Below are 16502 nucleotides of genomic sequence, written 5' to 3'. Positions count from 1 at the left end.
ATGATGAAACGACGTACGCTGCTGCGGGGCCTGGGCGCGGGCCTCTTCGCCCCCTTCATGAAGGAGGCCTTCGCGCGGGCGGTGACACCCTCGCGCCTGGTCCTCGTCCTCGAGTGCAACGGCATCTATCCGCAGGCGTTCCTGACGACCCGGGCCCGGAACGCGCTCGGCGCGGCGGCCATCGGCTCGCGCCACCTCTTCTCGCACGTCTACCCAGCCAAACCGCTCGTCCTCCAGGGAGACGCACTCTCGTCGGCGCTCTGCCTGGGTCCGCTCGCGGCCTCCGCGGGCAACAGCTCGCTCGAGCAGCGCTCCGCGGTGGTACTGGGCCTGTCGAGCACGATAGCCGGCGGCGGGCACTCCAGCGGCACGGGCGCGCTCTCCTGCGCGGTCCACGGGGCGGGGGCCACCCTCGACGCGGTGCTCGCTCCGCGGCTCAAGCGCAACGCCCCCTTCGATGCCCTGCGCCTGGGAACCAGCTCGGCGCGCGTCTCCATCGTGTACGAGACGTGCAGCCATGGCCCGCGCAAGCCGGCCGGGATCCTGGTCAACCCCGCGCTGGCGTATGACAGCACCTTCGGCTCGCTGATCGGCGGTGCGGCGACGGGCCGGGATCGCGGCCAGCTCTTCGACTTCGCCCGCGACGATGTCAAAGCCGCCCTGGCCACCTTCCGCGGCAACTCCAACGAGCGCCTGAAGCTCGAGCGCTATCTCACCTCGCTCGAGTCCCTGCGCTCGCGCGAGGACGTGCTGCGCTCCATGGCCGATCAGGTGCGGCCGCTGCTGCCGCCGCCGCCCGCGGAGAACCCGCTCCTGCGCGACCCCTCGAACCCTCCGGACTCGCTCGCCTGGATCGAGGCACAGTTCCAGATCGCCACCGCGAGCCTGCTGGGAGGACTCACCCACCTCGTGGTCCTCGCCTCGGGAACCTCGGGCTTCGACGTGAGCTATCCCTCCAGCATCGCCGGGGAGGCGCGGCACAACCTGCAGCACGGCATCGACGCGGGCGGGAACTGGAACGCCATCGCCGCGGTGACCCGCAGGCACGTCGAGCTCGTCGCCAGGCTCGCGCGGACCCTGGAGGCCACGCCGGAGGTCGGCGCCAGCGGGTCCATGCTGGACCACACGGCCATCGTCTTCATGTCCGACAACGGCGAGCAGCACCACTCCACGGCGCGGGAGTGGCCGATGCTGCTCGTCGGCGGCAATGCGCTCGGGCTCAAGACCGACGGCCGGACGGTCGTCTTTCCCGAGGAGGGCAAGGCCAGCAACCGGCAGGTGTCCAACCTCTTCAACTCCCTGGGCCACGCCTTCGGGGACTCGAGCTTCGACACCTTCGGGCAGGAGGGGACCGCGCGCATCACTCCCGGACCCCTGAGCGAGCTGTACGGCTGACGCGAGCACCTGAGAGGGGCCCCGATTCAGACGAGATGGAGCAAGCCCGCCGTGGCGCCACCGAGGACAAGCCAGGCGGAGTTGACGCGGTAGCGGGCTGGGTGTGGGTGTCCAGTACCGGGGGCATCAGAGCAGTTCGGGAGGAGGCCCGCTCATCACTTGCCGCACCTCGATCGCCATGTTGAGGGGCACGCCGCCGGGGCCAGGAGCAGCGGAGGCCTGCGCGGCGATCTCGTAGGCGCGCTCGGGGCTCTCGACGTCCACGATCCAGTACCCGGCGAGGAACTCCTTCGACTCGGGAAACACGCCGTCCGTGATCGGCTTGCCATCTTTACTTTCGGCCTTTTTTCCCCCGGAGCCCAGGCGGAATCGCCATGTGATTTCAGGCATTTGGGGAGAAGTGAAGGCTCAGTCCGAACCACCGACGGAGAGGAGCGCGCGCACGGCCAGTATGGCGAGCACCATCGCCAGAGAGAACAACGCCAGGAGCACCACCACGACCCCGACGACCCACGCACGGCTGGCGCGGCGGGTGGAGCTGGGAGCGGCCAGGTGCGCCTCGAGAAGATGCACATTGCGCACGTTGGCCTTGAAAGCCGCGTCGAAGACGTCACCGAGCACGGGCATCGCGCCCACCAGTGCCTCGAGCGCCACGTTGCCCACCATGCGCGTCAGGACCTCGCGCGAGGCGCCCAGGCGCACCGCCTGCAGGACGATATAGGCGGACAGCAGAGCACCCGCCCCGTCACCCACGCCAGGAACGAGGCCAAGCACGGCGTCCCACCCGATGCGGAAGCCTCCTGGCAGCCGGATGGACGTGTCCAACAACCGCGCCAGGCCGCGCACCCGTACAAGGACTTCCTGATCGGAAGAAGAGCTCATGGGGCCCCAGTCCACCACACCTCGAAGGTGTTACGCGCGATAGAGTCCGGCCGCTCTCCTCCTCTCTGGAGGGAAAGGACGACGTGAGGACGATGAAGAAGTTTCTGGGGTGTACAGTCGCCGTGCTCGTGGCCCTCACCACTTCACCCGCCTTGGCGCAGCTCGAGCTGCCCGCGCCGAGCCCGGCGGCGAAGGTGATGCAGGTGGTCGGGTTGACCGAGATCTCGGTCGACTATTCGAGCCCCGCGGTCAAGGGACGGAAGATCTGGGGAGGCCTGGTGCCCTGGGAACAGGTGTGGCGGACCGGCGCCAACCAGGCCACGAGGATCACCTTCAAGCGGGACGTGACCTTCGGTGGCAAGCCGGTCCCGGCGGGCACCTATTCGATTGTCTCCGTCCCCTCGGACAAGGGCTGGACGGTCGCGCTGAACAAGGATCTCGGCCTGTTCAGTGGCGGCAAGCCCTATGACGCCAAGGAAGATGTCGTGCGCGTCTCCGCGACGACCTCCGAGATTCCCCACCGCGAGCGCCTGACGTTCCTCTTCTCCAACACGACCGATGATCAGACGTCGTTGGATCTGGAGTGGGAGAAGCTGCGCGTCTCGGTGCCCATCCAGGCCCACACGGCCGCGCAGGCGCAGGAGAACATCAAGGCCGCGGTGAACGGCTCATGGCGCTCGCTGGCCAACGCCGGGCGCTACGTGGCCGATACGTCGAAGGACTACCCCACGGCGCTGAAGTACCTGGACAACTCGCTCGCCATCCAGTCGCACTGGTACAACAACTGGATCAAGGCCGACATCCTGGCCCGCGCGGGCAAGTACGCCGAGGCCCGCAAGTTCGCGCAGACGGCGTGGGACCTGGGTCAGAAGGACGAGAACTTCTTCTTCAAGGACGCGGTCGCCAAGGCGCTCGTGGACTGGAAGGGCAAGAAGTAGTCCCGTCCCGGACCAGCGGGCCTCCCCTCCTTCAGCGTGGGGAGGTTCCCGCGAGGAGGCGGCGGTAGATGGCCTCGTAGCGGTCGATGGCCGGCGCGAGCTGGAAGCGCTCGAGGACGTGCTGACGGGCGTTGCGCGAGAAGAGGCGCCAGCGCTCGGGGTCACGGACGAGCGAGAGGACATGACGGGCCATGGCCTCCACATCCCCCACCGGTGCCAGGTAGCCCCACACCCCATGTTCGATCTGCTCGGGGATGCCTCCGACGTCGCTCGCGACCACCGGAATGCCACAGCTCAGCGCCTCGAGCGCCGCGAGGCCGAAGCTCTCCTGTTCACTCGGCAGGAGGAAGACATCGGCCGCGGCGAGCAGCTCGACGAAGCGCTCCTGCTTGCCCAGGAAGGCCACGCGATCCTCGAGGCCGAGCTCCCGCACCCTGCGCTCGGCGGGTGAGCGCTCGGGGCCATCTCCGATCATCACCAGCCGGCACGGGCGCTCCCGGTGGACTCCGGCGAAGACGGACACCACGTCGCCGATGCGCTTGACCGGCCGGAAGTTCGAGACGTGGAGGAGTACGGGCTCGTCGTCTCCCAGGTCGGAGAAGAGCTGGCGCAGGTGGGCCCGGTCGCGGATGGGCGCGTAGCAATCCGTGTCGACGAAGTTGGGGATGACGTCGATGGGGAAGGTCTCCGGGGGGATGCCGAACCCCTCCCAGGTGGCGCGCCGGAGGAACGCCGAGGGGGTGGTGACCGCGTCACTGCGCAGGATGGAGAAGCGCGTGATGGGCAGGTAGGTCGGGTCGATACCGACGAGCGTGGTGTCGGTGCCGTGGAGCGTCGTCACGATGCGCGGCGCCTTGTCCCCCAGCACCTCCCGAGCCATCCAGGCGGCCGTGGCATGAGGCACGGCGTAGTGGACGTGCAGGATGTCCAGGGGCTCGTAGCTGGCGACCTCGATCATCTTGGAAGCGAGCGCGAGCGGGTACGTCCCCGAGTGGGCCAGCGCCGGGTAGTCGCTCTCGGCGACCTCGTGGAAGACGACCTTCCGGGTCATCCCGTGAAGACGTACCGGAAGGTCTCGCGCGATGAAGTGGACGCGGTGGCCCCTGTCCGCCATCGCCAGACCAATCTCGGTCGCGACCATGCCGCTGCCTCCAAAGGTGGGAAAGCAGGTGATGGCCAGGTTGAGACGGTCGCTCATCGGGGTTCGGGAAAGAACAGGGGCCGCGCGAAGGAATTCCGGCGAAAATGCTCCACCGGATCGATCAGCCCCAAGGTCTCGCGCAGGACGTAGGGCTCGCCGTGGGAGACACCGATGCGGGCGCCGTAGAAGCGGTCACGGGCCTCGAGCGAGGTGAGCGACAGGGGCGAGCCGACCAGCGTCTGGGGACCGTCCACCCGGGCCTCCACCTGACTCGCGTAACAGCGGATGGCCGCCATCTTCCGCTCGTGGGCCGCCGTCACGTCGACGACGAAGCTCGGCTCGGCCAGGTGGCGCATGGGGTAGTAGAGGACCTGCCTCGGCGTGAAGGAGGCGCTGGGAGGCTCGGTCTCGAACTTGCGAACCGAGGCGAAGAACAGCGCGCGTGTCACCAGCGCGCTGGTGGCCTCGTGGTCCGGGTGGCGCTCGTGTTGCCACGGGACGAGGACGAGCTCGGGACGCAGGCGGCGCAGCACCTCGACCACTCGCGCGACGGGAGCGCTCCGCGTGCGTTCGGTCTCGGGCGCCTCGAAGCCGGCCCAGGGGTCGAGCCATCCATCGGGCAGTCCCAGGTTCTCACGAAGGGTGAGCCCCAGCACACGGGAGGCCGCGTCGGTCTCGGCGGCGCGTGTCTCGGGAGTGCCACGTGAACTCTTCTCCCCGCGCGTCAGGTCCACGATGCCGGTGCGGTGACCCAGACCCGCCATGCGGGCCAGGAGTCCACCGCAGAAGAGCTCGACATCGTCGGGGTGGGGCCCGAAGGCGAGGACCTCCAGGCCGTAGGCGGATTCGCTCGTGCTCATGGTTTCAAGTCCTTCAAGTCGCCGAGGAAGGGCACGCAGGCATCGAGGACACGGCGCGTGAAGGCCTGGCTCCCGAAGCGGCACGCGTAGTAGGGCAGTCCGTGGATGCGCTCCTGCGGCGCCCCATCCGGAGAGAGATAGGCCCGGAGGCGGTCCACTCGCTCGAGAGTCACTTGATCGCGCTGGGCGATGGCGCGGCCGTACCGGGCCACGAGGCGGGAGATGCCTCCGCGAACGGTCTTGTCGGTGCGGGAGAGGGCCCGGGCGAAACCCGGTTCGAAGGAAGCCGTGCGCTCGCCGAGGCGGGCGAGTTCCGAGGCGAAGGCGCTCACGAGGCGGGCCTCGATGGCCTCGGGCGGCTCGAAGTCCTGCCCGGTGTCACGGGCGGCGATGCGGGCCAGCAGCGCGTCCCGCGGGGCGGCCGCGTCCTCCGGAGCAAGGCCGAGTCTGTCGAGCAGGCGGCGCACGCGATCGTCGATGACGCGGAACCGGGCGCGAGGAACAACGAGCGGCATGGGCAGCCCGAGGTGCGCGTAGAGAGGCGCGAGCTGCGCGAAATAAGCGATCTCTCCCGGCCCGCCGACGTAGGCCGCCGTGGGCAGCCAGGTGTCCTGGAGGAGCGGGCGCAGGAGGGCCGAGGTCGTGAAGCGCAGCGGCTCGCGCTCGAGCCAGGAGAGGAGTTGGGGCGTCGTCACGGAGGCGCCCTCCGGGTGGCCCACGAGGCTCCAGGTACCCGGGGTGGAGGCGGGATCGAGGCGGTAGCGGGCGCCCTCCAGACCGTCGGGCGAGAAGAAGCCGAGGGGCGAGCCTGGGCGGATGTGGACCTGCTCGGAGAAACCCGCCGCGCCAAGCGCACCACCCCGCTCGGCGAGCCCGCTGGCGATGGCCGTGGCCTCCTCGATGGCTCGGCGGTGGAGCGGCGCGGAGAGAGGGGCGAGGCGCGGGTCGCGCGGGTCGAGGAACACGAGCCCCTCGTCCGCGAAGAGGGTGGAGAGAACCTCGGCGAAGGCGTCCGCCATCGCCGCCTCGGGGTGATAGGCGCGCTCGAGCAGCGCCAGGTGCTCGTCCGCGTGGGACTGACCGCCCAGCTCGGCGCGCAGCGTGGCGAGCGCGCCGGTGACGCTCGCTCCGAGACGGCGATGGGCGACCGGGGTGCGCGACTGGGCCGCATCGGGCACGTCGAGCGCCACGCGCAGGAGCGCTCCAGCGGCGCTGGGAATGAAGGTGTGATCGATCTCCGGCAGGTCGTGGTCCTCGGTCTGCAACCAGAAGACGGGAACGCAGGGCCGGCCCGTCTCCTCGGCGAGCGCGCGGGCCGCGACGATCGCGGAGGCGGCCTTGTAGATCGTGAAGAGCGGCCCGAGGAACAACCCGACCTGCTGCCCGGTCACCACGACCGTCGTGCCAGGACGAGCGAGCAGCTCCAGATTCCGCTCACGGGAGGGACTTGGCGCGAGGCGCGATTGACGGGCCACCAGTGCCGCGTGGAGCGCGGGGGCGACGGTGCGCGAAGCCGCGGCGCTCACGGCCTCGGCGCGGGCGGCCCGGTGCCGGAAATGGTCGGGGAGGAACTCGAGTGCGCGCGGATCACCGCGCAGCCAGGATGCGGAGAACGAAGAGGCCACGAGCACGGTGATAGCAACTCTGGCGCACGGGAGCGACCTCGGGAGTCTTCGCACCCGAGCGGATCCGATCCTGTTAGGGTCCGCGCCGATGCGGACCCTGGTCGTCTTCGGAATGGCAGTGGCCATGAGCCTTGGATTCTCTTCGGTGGCACTCGGGCAGACTCCCCGGCAACCCCATGCGGGTGAGCTCGCCCTCGGCATCCGGCGCCTCGGGATGACCGGCAGCGTGCTCTACGTGGCGGCCCATCCCGACGACGAGAACACGCGGCTGCTCGCGTGGCTGGCCGGTGGACGGGGCCTGCGCGCGGGTTACCTCTCGATGACGCGCGGAGACGGTGGGCAGAACCTCATCGGAACCGAGCAGGACGAGCTGCTCGGGCTCATCCGCACGCACGAGCTTCTCGCGGCGCGCCGCGTCGATGGCGCCGAGCAGATGTTCACCCGGGCGAGGGACTTTGGCTTCTCGAAGAGCGCCGACGAGACGTTGCGCATCTGGGGACATGACGCGGTGCTGGCCGACGTCGTGCTCGCCATCCGCCGCTTCCAGCCGGATGTGATCGTGACACGCTTCACCACGAAGCCTCCGAATCACGGGCACCACACCGCCTCGGCGATCCTGGCCGAGGAGGCCTTCGCCGCCGCGGCGGATCCCTCGCGCTTCCCCGAACAGCTCGGGGCGCTGAAGCCGTGGAAGGCCGATCGGTTGCTGAACAACGTCTCGACCTGGAACCTGAAGCCGGATGCCGACATGTCCGCCTACCTCAAGGCCGATGTCGGCGGTTACGAGCCGCTCCTGGGGCGCTCGTGGGGTGAAGTCGCGGCGGAGAGTCGCAGTCAGCACAAGAGCCAGGGCTTCGGCGTGGCGTCCGAGCGCGGAACGCTGCTGGAGTACTTCACGCCCCTCGCCGGGACGCGCCCGAAATCCGAGCTCTTCGAGGGACTCGAGCTCACGTGGCGGCGGTGGGGTGGCACGGAGAAGGTCATCCAGGCCATCGACGCGGCGGAGAGCGGGTTCGATCCGCGCGCGCCCCACCTGAGCGTCCCGGCGCTCCTGCGCGTGCACGAGGCCATCTCGGCCCTGCCCGACGACAACCCATGGAAGGCCCTCAAGCTGCGAGAGACCGAGGCACTCGTGGCCGCGTGCGCGGGCCTGTTCCTCGAGGCGCGTGCGGCGGAGGCGGCGGCCGTTCCGGGCGCACAGGTGACACTGAGCCTGGTGGCGTTGAACCGCTCCCCCGCCGCGCTCCGGCTGGTGGGTGTGACGCTCCCGGGTGGAGAATCCGTGGCGGTGGGCTCGGAGTTGACCGGTGACAGGCCCTTCACGCTCTCCAGGCCGGTGACGCTCCCGGCGGACGCGCGGATCTCGACGCCGTACTGGCTCCGCGAGCCCGTATCGGGCGGCCTCTACACCCTGGCGGAGCAGGACCGCGCACTGACCGGCCGGCCCGAAGGCGAGCCCGCCCTGGCGGTGACCTTCGTCTACGAGCTCGGGGGCAAGCGCTTCACCGGAGTCCGCCCGGTGGTCTACGTCTGGACGGATCCGGTGCGCGGCGAACTCTCCCGGGCCTTCGAGATCGCTCCGGCCATCACGGCGACACTCGAGCGGGACGTGCTCATGTTTCCCAACGGCGCGCCTCGGTCCGTCGCGGTGGTGCTGGCCGCGGGCCAGGCCAATGCGTCGGGCAAGGTCCGGCTCGAGGTGCCGCGAGGCTGGCGTGCCGAGCCCGCCGAGGTGCCTTTCCAGCTCGCCGCGCGCGGTGACGAGCACACGGTTCGCTTCCAGCTCACGCCGCCCAAGGGCGCGAGCGAGCGGGCGCGGCTGCGCGTCGTCGTCGACAACGGCGGCCGTTCCGAATCGTGGCGCGTGCGCACCGTGACGCATGAGCACATTCCGCCGCTGTCGGTGCGCCAGCCCTCCGAGGCGGCCCTGGTTCCGGTGTCCCTCACCACGAAGGTGCGGCGGGTGGGCTACATCCCCGGACCGGGGGATCGGGTAGCCGAGAGCCTCGCGGCCGTCGGGTACGAGGTGACATTGCTGCCCGAGGAGCGTCTGGCCTCCGAGAAGCTCGAGCGCTTCGAGGCCATCCTGGTCGGAGTGCGCGCCTTCAACGCCAACCCGCGGCTGTCCCTCCATCGCGAGCGGCTCCTGCGGTACGTGGAGGGAGGGGGACGGCTGGTCGTCCAGTACAACACCAACAGCCGCGTGGGACCGCTCACCGCGTTCGTCGGTCCCTACCCGCTGGAGATCGGGCGTGAGCGCGTGACGGATGAAACCGCGGCGATGACGCCCGTCAACCCCAGGGAGCCGCTCCTGAGCGCGCCCAACCGCCTCGGGCCCGCCGACTTCGAGGGCTGGGTCCAGGAGCGCGGGCTCTACTTCGCCTCCAAGTGGGACGAGCACTATCAACCCGTGTTCTCCATGCGGGACCCAGGCGAAGAACCGCTCCAGGGTGGGCTGCTCGTGACCCGCCATGGCAAGGGAACCTTCATCTACACGGGCATCTCGTTCTTCCGTCAGCTTCCCGCGGGCGTACCCGGTGCCTACCGCCTGCTCGCGAACCTCCTCGCCCGATGACAACCCCCTCGACACCTCCTGAACCGGCCGGAACTCCAACGCCCCGGCCCGAACTCGACGACGCGCCCCCCCTGCTGGGCTCCTGGCGCAACATCTACCTCTTCGTGCTGGGCACCCTCGCCCTGCTCATCGCCCTGTTCTGGGCGCTCACCCGGGCCTATTCGTGACACTGCTCGACTGGTTGGTCGTCATCGGGACGACGGCATTCATCGTGGGATGGGGACTCTGGCGGTCGCGGGGCGAGAACAACACCACGGAGCGCTATCTGCGCGGCGGCCAGGAGCTGCGCTGGCCCACCATTGGCCTGTCCGTCATGGCCACGCAGGCGAGCGCCATCACCTTCCTCTCCGTCCCAGGCCAGGCCTACGAGGACGGGATGCGCTTCGTGCAGTTCTACTTCGGCATGCCGATCGCGATGGTGATCGTCAGCGCCGTCTTCGTTCCCATCTACTACCGGCTGAACGTCTACACCGCCTACGAGTACCTGGAGTCGCGCTTCGACTTGAAGACCCGCCTGCTCGGCGCGCTCCTCTTCCTCATCCAGCGCGGCCTGGCCTCCGGCATCACCCTCTACGCGCCCGCCATCATCCTCTCGGCCATCCTCGGCTGGCCGCTCGAGCCCACCATCATGGCCATGGGCGCGCTGGCCATCCTCTACACGGTGACGGGCGGCTCCAAGGCCGTCAGTCAGACGCAGAAGCAACAGATGGTGGTGATGCTCGGAGGCATGGCCGTGGCGGCCATCGTCATCGTGTGGCGGCTGCCCGAGCACGTGTCCTTCGGGCGGGCCGTCGATGTCGCGGGAGCCCTGGGCCGGATGAACGTGGTCAGCTTCGACCTCGACTTCCAGGATCGCTACAACTTCTGGTCCGGCCTCACCGGTGGGCTCTTCCTGTCTCTGTCATACTTTGGAACGGATCAGTCCCAGGTGGGCCGCTACCTGACGGGCCGCTCGGTCACGGAGAGCCGCCTCGGGTTGCTGTTCAACGGCGTCCTGAAGATCCCGATGCAGTTCCTCATCCTCTTCGTCGGGCTCCTGGTCTTCGTGTTCTATCAGTTCACCGCGCCGCCGCTGCTCTTCAACCAGCCCCTGCGGGCCCGGGTGCAGGCGACCGCCCAGGCGGGAGAGTTCGCCACGCTCGAGGAGAAATGGGCCCGGGTGCAGGCGGACAAGCGCGCCGAGGCCGAGCGCTACATCGCGGCGAGAGAGGCCGGTGACGGTTCCGCGGAGGAGAGCGCGCGCGAACGGCTCCAGGCCGCCGCCCGCACGGCCGAGACGGTTCGAGAGGAGGCCAAGGCCATGGTTTCCCGCGCCCTGCCGGGAGTCGAGACGAAGGACTCGGACTACATCTTCATCTCGTTCGTGAAGGACTGGATGCCCAGCGGCCTCGTCGGGCTGCTCATCACCGTCATCCTGGCGGCGGCCATGAGTTCGATCGCGAGCGAACTCAACGCCCTGGGCGCGACGACCACGATCGACTTCTACCGGCGGGTCCTCCGCCGCGATGCGACCGATCGCCAGCTCCTCATGGCCTCCAAGCTGTGCACCGTGTTCTGGGGTCTCGTCGCGGTCGCCTTCGCGAATTTCGCCTCGCTGCTCGACAACCTCATCCAGGCGGTCAACATCCTGGGGTCCCTCTTCTATGGGACCGTGCTGGGCATGTTCCTCGTGGCCTTCTTCATCCAGCACGTGCGGGGGAATGCCGTCTTCCTCGCCGCGGTCATCTCGCAGGTGGTGGTGCTCGTCCTCTTCACGTTCTCCGGAATCGGCTATCTCTGGTTCAACGTGATTGGCTGTGTGCTGGTCGTCGTCCTGGGCCTGCTCCTCCAGGCCCTTCCGAGAATGAGCGCACGAGCCTGATCCGTCACAAAATACAACCTACCGGGGGAAAACATGGCATGTACCATTTGTGGCAACAAAACATATCCTGGTTTGTTTTCCTGGCATACCCAGTGCGGCTCCTGCGGATATGAGGCGGCGGCGTTGTCCGTTGCGATCAATCAGCAACAGCTCCACGAAACCGTGAATGAAGTGGAGCGCGAGGTATCGCTGAAAGCATTGCGCCAGGACAACTTCAGGACAATCCTGGGTCATGCACGGCGGCATGCGGCGCCCACGGCCCGTACACTGCTCGAGGTCGGCAGTGCCCACGGCTGGTTCCTGGAAACAGCGGCTCCCCACTTCGACGTGCTGGGCATCGAACCCGATGAGACGGTGGGCGGCAAGACGCTGGCGAGGGGCCTACCAGTGCGACTGGGCTACTTCCCGGAGGCGCTGCGGCCCGACGAACGCTTCGACATCATCATCTTCAACGACGTTATCGAGCATATTCCAGACATTCGCAGCGCGGTGAAGGCCTGCCATGAGCGGCTCAACCCCAACGGTACGCTGATCTTGAATCTGCCCAGCAGCCGGGGGTTTTTCTACCGCCTGTCCAAGATCCTCGCCCAAGCCGGCCTGCACGGGCCCTTTGACCGGATGTGGCAAAAGGATCTGCCCTCCCCCCACATCCATTACTTCAACACGGACAATCTCAAGGCCCTGCTCGAGAGCGAGGGCTTCGACTTGACGTTCAGCACCGAGCTGGAAGCCGTCAAGGCCGCCGGATTGAGGGAACGGCTCAGCCACGTGGGCCACGTGAACCCGCTGAAGCTGTATTTCCAGTACGTGGGGATCCTCGGCACGCTGCCGTTCCTGCGCCTGCTGCCCAGCGACATCATCGTCTGCATCTTCCGCAAACGCCCGGCGTGAGCGGCCCGTGCCGCCCGGGAGGCAACGGAGAACGGCGCGGCCAGGGCGGCGGCCAGGGACACGAACGGTTGCTTCAACTTCTTCGGGGCAAAAGTTCGATTCGTCCGGAACTCAACGGCCCCAAGAGCCACAACGCGGCGCGTCACCCCACCCCACCCCATCCAAGCAGGCAAGGAAGGGGGATGTCGGTCCGTTTGACGGATGGGAAACCCCCTGCTGGAGTGACACAACACGCACCATGGGTAAGTATCAGAAGAACCAGCCAGGACGGCAATCGGGACAGGCGGCCGTGGAGGCCGCGCTGACGCTGCCGCTCACCATCTTCCTCATCCTGGGGACGCTGCAGCTCTTCATGATGCTGCAGGGGCGCATCATGGCCGAGTACGCCGCCTTCGCGGCGGTGCGCGCCGGCAGCCGCCAGCATGGGGACTGCAAACCCATGGTCCACGCCGCCCTCGCCGGGCTGCTGCCCAGCGTCATTTCCTTCACCGGAGGCAGCGGAGGAGGCTCCGCCGCCCAGAAGATGGCCGAGGCGTGGAAGAAGCGCATCGGAAGCCCCAGCAACCCGGATCCCAAGTACCAGGACGGCAAGCACAATGGGCCCGTCTTCTGGCTCGTGCGCGAGTCCCCCAAGCCTGGCGACTTCCAGGGCAAGGAGGATCTCACGTTCGACACGCCCGAGGGAGACGGCTCGGACGCCATGCGCCTGGAGGTGCGGCTCGTGTACTGGTACCGGCTGCGCATCCCCTTCGCCGACTGGGTCATGAGCCGGATGTTCCTCGCCCACCTGGGCTTGAAGAACTACAACGCCGCCAACCCGCTCATCCTCACGCAGACCCAGGCCGGGTGGACCAAGAGCGAGAAGCGCACCGTCGACCTGGAGTCGAGCATCCGCCAGGAGCTGTCCTCCCGGGTGAACTCGGGCCAGTACGTCTTCCCCATTCACGCGACGTACGGCATGCGGATGATGACGCCGGCGCGCAGGACCTACTTCCAGCAACAGAACTGCGCGTCCGCGCCGGAGGGCTTGTGATGAAACGACGTGGTCAAACGATGGTGCTCTTCGCGCTCACGCTGCTGCTGCTCGTGTTGATGGTGACGATGACCCTCTCCATTGGCGCGAAGGCCAAGGAGAAGATGGAGCTGCAGACCCTGGCGGACGCCGCCGCCTACTCCAACGCGGTGGCCACCGCGCGGACCTTCAACTCCGTGTCGTTGATGAACCGCGCCCTCATGGGCCACATGGTCGCCATGACCGGGGTGGAGAGCCTCATCTCCTGGAGCAGCTACTACCGGGGCTCCATCCACGGCCTGCGCAAGGCCTACAACAACGAGCCCAAGGCGCTCTACACCGCCATCCAGATTCCCAGCTGCGCGTGCGCGTGGAGCAACGCCATGTGCGCCAAGCTCTGCAAGTGCTCCACCCAGGCGCTCAAGGACATCAGCAACGCGGACAAGGATCTGAATCAGCAGGACAAGAAGCTCGAGAACAACTTCAAGAACCTCGACGCCAAGGCGGGCCGCGAGGCGCGGGGGCTGCAGCTGTCCACCATCTCCGACGAGCAGAAGAAGTTCTTCGAGACGCTTGAGAAGGACTTCAGCAAGGCCACGCTCGCCCAGAAGCTCGTCGACGAGGCCAAGAAGGGCGTGGCGACCGCGGATGAACTCGAGGCGGTGAAGGCCTCCTCCAAGGTGAACGATCGGGAGATCTCCGGTGACGCCTCGTGCTCGGGCGAGGGCGCCGCGTGCACGCGCCGCGCGGCGGACCACAAGCTGCACTTCGTCGACGCCGCCATGGGCAGCCGCGGCTACTCCTTCGTGACCGGCCGCGGCGCCGGCAACCTCATCCTCGCCAAGCTGATGACCATCATCCCGAGGCGGGATCTGGTCATGCAGGTCACCAACGAGGGCAGTGGCTACTTCCCCGCCGAGGGCCAGCTGACGCACTCCGGCCAGGAGATCGACGCCACCGAGGTGTGGGGAGACGATCACGGCTCGCTGCGCATGATGTACACCCGCGGCCAGGCTCCCTGCCCGCCGATGATGATCGGCACCTTTGGCGACATCAAGGCCCACGTGCGCAGCAATCACATGGGCGACTCCTCCGACGAGCACACCTGGACGGGCGGCTCGGACTCGGACGCCCAACCCCACACCATGGGCACCTGCCAGGCCTGCCCCGGCATGTGGCCGTCGCACATGGACTACAACTTCAAGCTGGTGACGAAGGACAAGGACAACTGGGGCCAGCCCAAGAACTACGCCGTCATCCAGCGCGACTACGCCAAGCGCATGAAGGGCCAGGCGGACCCGTGGAACCTCCTCTTCCGCTTCCGCATTGGGAGCAAGAGCGAGACCTTCGACAACCAGGGCATCAAGCTGACCACGGACGGCACGGACATCTCCAAGGCCACCGCGCTGTCGACGGGCATCGCCTACTACAAGCGCGAGGGTAACTTCTGGAAGGAGCCGCCCAACTTCCTCAATCCCTTCTGGCGCGCCACGCTGGTGTCGGCCCACGTGGACGACCAGGGCAAGCAACAGGACGTGGCCGACGTGCTGGGCGCGTCGAAGGCGGGTTTCACCAAAGAGGCCTACGAGGCCCTCAAGCAGGCGGGGTACGAGGGATGGTGAGCATGAACAGGCAACCGCGTGGTCAAGGCACCGTCGAGCTCGTGCTCGGCCTGCTCGTCTTCGTCACCGTGCTCATCTTCGGCATCCACTTCGCCGAGATCGGCTACCTGACGCTCAAGGTCCACGAGTCGGCCACCAGCGCCCTGTGGGACACCACGAGCGCGAAGATGCATACCCTGCCCGGCAAGTTCAACGCGCTGGAGCAGCTCATCAGCTCCAACAAGCCGGGCCAGCTCGCCACGGATCGATACAAGGACTTCGACGGGCGCACCTCGAAGCAGGGCGGCAAGGCCCCCGAGCAGGTCTTCACCTCCGCGGATGGACTGACCGTCACCTGCGAGCGTGCCCAGGACATCGTCTTCAAGCCCCAGAGCCCGAGCAAGAACGCCATCTACACCCGCGTCTACAAGCAGGACGTGGGCGGCATGACGTGCAACGCCACGGCGGAGCTGTCCCCGTCCAAGCGGTTGATCCGCACCTTCCTGGACCAGGGCCCCGGGGCCTTCTTCTCCGTGCCCCATTACGCGGTGGGCGCCATCCCCGTGTGCGCCATGGGCCGCTCGCGCAACGGCCAGTGCGCCGGTGGCTTCGGCATCCTCCTGGACGACTGGGGCCTCGCCGGCAGGGAGGAGTCGCGCAACTGCGTCCTGCTGCAGAACTGCGCCAACAAGGCGTATTTCGACTCCACGAAGATCGTCTACGACGACCACAACACGGTGAATGGCGCCTCGAGCAACCTGGCGCGGACCATCGTGGGCGTGGCGCCCATCGACCCGGGCAAGTTCTTCATGAGCTTCCGGGGCATGGACGACAGCTTCACCGACAAGGTGAACAAGGGCGACAAGGACCAGGGCAGCTGGGTCACCACGCCGGGCGCGAAGAGCCGGACCACCGAGTACGACAAGTCCTACAACGGCCGGAAGGATTGCTTCCTGGGGGCCGAGTGTCCATGAAGGCGTGGGCGAAGCTGCTGGCGCTGGGAATGGGGCTCGGGGCGGCGAGTGCGCTCGCCCAACGGCCCACCTTCACCTGGGACGTGCCCCGGGTGCTCGAAACGGTGGACGTGCCGGACATCATCCGCGCGGATGGCATTCCGGTGAAGCTGCGCTCGGTGAAGAGCGCCGAGAAGCCCCAGGTCATCCTCCAGCATCTGGTGGATCGCTTCGAGGCCGCGGGGTTCTATATCCCCCCCGACGAGCACCGCACCCAACGCCTCAAGGAGCCCCAGCTCACCGCGTTGGATACGGACCGGCTCATCTCCTACACCTTCTTCCTCCAGCCCAACCCGGATGGCACCACCTCGGTGCTGCTGGGCGAGGCCAACCTGGCCCAGGCCCGCCGCGAGCAGACGACCTTCGCGCCGGTGTATGCCGGGGCGCAGGAGTTGATGCAGAGCGAGATGGAAGGCGCGCGCGCGCTGTCCTACACGGTGGAGGCCGAGCCCGCGAAGGTCTCGGAGTTCTACGTGGAGGAGTTGCGCACGGCGGGCTTCTCCGAAACCGAGGAGGGCCTGTGGCGCCGCGGAACCGAGGAGCTCCAGATCGGCGTGCGTCCCGCCGCGCCCGGCAAGGTGGTGGTCGTCATCCTGCGGCGGCTGCGTCCCGAGGAGACACAGGTCCCCCGGGAGAAGGCCCCCCCTCCGCCCGAGCCGAAGCCCGCCCCCGCCACGCCCCCCTGAGCGCTTGGCGCCACCCAGGAGA

The 16502-nt window shown here is 67.9% G+C and carries 15 protein-coding genes; 10 read left to right on the top strand and 5 right to left on the bottom strand.

All coding sequences use genetic code 11. The annotated features are described in order from the left end of the window. Positions 1 to 1395, top strand: coding sequence for a DUF1552 domain-containing protein (locus tag MEBOL_RS27500; RefSeq protein WP_095980235.1), 1395 nt, complete (start codon positions 1 to 3; stop codon positions 1393 to 1395). 126 nt (positions 1396 to 1521) lie between these two features. Here MEBOL_RS27500 and MEBOL_RS27495 read toward each other — a convergent pair whose 3' ends face one another. Further along, on the bottom strand, positions 1522 to 1785 hold the full coding sequence (locus MEBOL_RS27495; RefSeq protein WP_281256591.1) for a YciI family protein: 264 nt from the start codon (positions 1783 to 1785) through the stop codon (positions 1522 to 1524). An 18-nt stretch (positions 1786 to 1803) separates the two neighbouring features. After that, complete coding sequence (locus MEBOL_RS27490; RefSeq protein WP_095983039.1) at positions 1804 to 2277, bottom strand: DUF4112 domain-containing protein; 474 nt, start codon at positions 2275 to 2277, stop codon at positions 1804 to 1806. Positions 2278 to 2369: 92 nt separating this feature from the next. Here MEBOL_RS27490 and MEBOL_RS27485 point away from each other — a divergent pair, with 92 nt between their 5' ends. Then, on the top strand, positions 2370 to 3215 hold the full coding sequence (locus MEBOL_RS27485; protein WP_179956307.1) for a DUF2911 domain-containing protein: 846 nt from the start codon (positions 2370 to 2372) through the stop codon (positions 3213 to 3215). Between the two features lie 31 nt (positions 3216 to 3246). Here the strand turns inward: MEBOL_RS27485 and bshA are convergent, their stop codons facing one another. The 3 genes from bshA to bshC are packed head-to-tail and all read right to left on the bottom strand — an operon-like array spanning position 3247 to position 6841. Beyond that, a complete protein-coding gene (gene bshA, locus MEBOL_RS27480) occupies positions 3247 to 4413 on the bottom strand; it encodes an N-acetyl-alpha-D-glucosaminyl L-malate synthase BshA (protein WP_095980233.1) in 1167 nt (388 codons plus the stop codon). Next, the gene (gene bshB1 / locus MEBOL_RS27475; RefSeq protein WP_095980232.1) at positions 4410 to 5216 is read right to left on the bottom strand and encodes a bacillithiol biosynthesis deacetylase BshB1; all 807 of its coding nucleotides are present in this window, start codon (positions 5214 to 5216) and stop codon (positions 4410 to 4412) included. Before bshB1 ends, bshA begins: the two co-directional genes overlap by 4 nt. Continuing rightward, positions 5213 to 6841, bottom strand: a complete 1629-nt coding sequence (gene bshC, locus MEBOL_RS27470; protein WP_095983038.1) for a bacillithiol biosynthesis cysteine-adding enzyme BshC — start codon at positions 6839 to 6841, stop codon at positions 5213 to 5215. The genes bshB1 and bshC overlap by 4 nt, the downstream gene beginning before the upstream one ends. 88 nt (positions 6842 to 6929) lie before the next feature. Between bshC and MEBOL_RS27465 the strand changes: the two genes are divergently transcribed. The 8 genes from MEBOL_RS27465 (at position 6930) to MEBOL_RS27435 (ending at position 16480) form a co-directional block, all read left to right on the top strand. Continuing rightward, entirely contained in the window at positions 6930 to 9416 is a 2487-nt protein-coding gene (locus tag MEBOL_RS27465) for a PIG-L family deacetylase (protein ID WP_095980231.1), read from the top strand. Beyond that, on the top strand, positions 9413 to 9583 hold the full coding sequence (locus tag MEBOL_RS41990; protein WP_170115603.1) for a hypothetical protein: 171 nt from the start codon (positions 9413 to 9415) through the stop codon (positions 9581 to 9583). The genes MEBOL_RS27465 and MEBOL_RS41990 overlap by 4 nt, the downstream gene beginning before the upstream one ends. Continuing rightward, the gene (locus MEBOL_RS27460; RefSeq protein WP_095980230.1) at positions 9580 to 11277 is read left to right on the top strand and encodes a sodium:solute symporter family protein; all 1698 of its coding nucleotides are present in this window, start codon (positions 9580 to 9582) and stop codon (positions 11275 to 11277) included. The genes MEBOL_RS41990 and MEBOL_RS27460 overlap by 4 nt, the downstream gene beginning before the upstream one ends. A 123-nt stretch (positions 11278 to 11400) precedes the next feature. Then, positions 11401 to 12168, top strand: a complete 768-nt coding sequence (locus MEBOL_RS27455; RefSeq protein ID WP_218920820.1) for a class I SAM-dependent methyltransferase — start codon at positions 11401 to 11403, stop codon at positions 12166 to 12168. Positions 12169 to 12406: 238 nt separating this feature from the next. After that, on the top strand, positions 12407 to 13201 hold the full coding sequence (locus MEBOL_RS27450) for a TadE/TadG family type IV pilus assembly protein (protein WP_095980228.1): 795 nt from the start codon (positions 12407 to 12409) through the stop codon (positions 13199 to 13201). Then, complete coding sequence (locus MEBOL_RS42375; protein ID WP_095980227.1) at positions 13201 to 14802, top strand: pilus assembly protein TadG-related protein; 1602 nt, start codon at positions 13201 to 13203, stop codon at positions 14800 to 14802. The genes MEBOL_RS27450 and MEBOL_RS42375 overlap by 1 nt, the downstream gene beginning before the upstream one ends. 2 nt (positions 14803 to 14804) lie before the next feature. Beyond that, positions 14805 to 15755: a hypothetical protein gene (locus MEBOL_RS27440; protein ID WP_157775532.1), complete on the top strand. Its 951-nt coding sequence runs from the start codon at positions 14805 to 14807 to the stop codon at positions 15753 to 15755. Continuing rightward, positions 15752 to 16480 carry a hypothetical protein gene (locus MEBOL_RS27435; protein WP_095980225.1) on the top strand — a complete coding sequence of 243 codons (729 nt, stop codon included), beginning with the start codon at positions 15752 to 15754 and terminating at the stop codon, positions 16478 to 16480. The genes MEBOL_RS27440 and MEBOL_RS27435 overlap by 4 nt, the downstream gene beginning before the upstream one ends. Positions 16481 to 16502 lie beyond the last annotated feature (22 nt).

The sequence above is a fragment of the Melittangium boletus DSM 14713 genome (genome assembly GCF_002305855.1).
Classification (GTDB): domain Bacteria; phylum Myxococcota; class Myxococcia; order Myxococcales; family Myxococcaceae; genus Cystobacter; species Cystobacter boletus.
This window is presented reverse-complemented; position numbering and strand designations above follow the sequence as displayed.

What these genes read in the sequence shown, in the direction of transcription:
- MEBOL_RS27500 (WP_095980235.1), top strand. Translation starts at nt 1, where the DNA reads ATGATGAAACGACGTACGCTGCTGCGGGGCCTGGGCGCGGGCCTCTTC.
- MEBOL_RS27495 (WP_281256591.1), bottom strand. Translation starts at nt 1,785, where the DNA reads ATGCCTGAAATCACATGGCGATTCCGCCTGGGCTCCGGGGGAAAAAAG.
- MEBOL_RS27490 (WP_095983039.1), bottom strand. Translation starts at nt 2,277, where the DNA reads ATGAGCTCTTCTTCCGATCAGGAAGTCCTTGTACGGGTGCGCGGCCTG.
- MEBOL_RS27485 (WP_179956307.1), top strand. Translation starts at nt 2,370, where the DNA reads ATGAAGAAGTTTCTGGGGTGTACAGTCGCCGTGCTCGTGGCCCTCACC.
- bshA (WP_095980233.1), bottom strand. Translation starts at nt 4,413, where the DNA reads ATGAGCGACCGTCTCAACCTGGCCATCACCTGCTTTCCCACCTTTGGA.
- bshB1 (WP_095980232.1), bottom strand. Translation starts at nt 5,216, where the DNA reads ATGAGCACGAGCGAATCCGCCTACGGCCTGGAGGTCCTCGCCTTCGGG.
- MEBOL_RS27465 (WP_095980231.1), top strand. Translation starts at nt 6,930, where the DNA reads ATGCGGACCCTGGTCGTCTTCGGAATGGCAGTGGCCATGAGCCTTGGA.
- MEBOL_RS41990 (WP_170115603.1), top strand. Translation starts at nt 9,413, where the DNA reads ATGACAACCCCCTCGACACCTCCTGAACCGGCCGGAACTCCAACGCCC.
- MEBOL_RS27450 (WP_095980228.1), top strand. Translation starts at nt 12,407, where the DNA reads ATGGGTAAGTATCAGAAGAACCAGCCAGGACGGCAATCGGGACAGGCG.
- MEBOL_RS42375 (WP_095980227.1), top strand. Translation starts at nt 13,201, where the DNA reads ATGAAACGACGTGGTCAAACGATGGTGCTCTTCGCGCTCACGCTGCTG.
- MEBOL_RS27440 (WP_157775532.1), top strand. Translation starts at nt 14,805, where the DNA reads ATGAACAGGCAACCGCGTGGTCAAGGCACCGTCGAGCTCGTGCTCGGC.
- MEBOL_RS27435 (WP_095980225.1), top strand. Translation starts at nt 15,752, where the DNA reads ATGAAGGCGTGGGCGAAGCTGCTGGCGCTGGGAATGGGGCTCGGGGCG.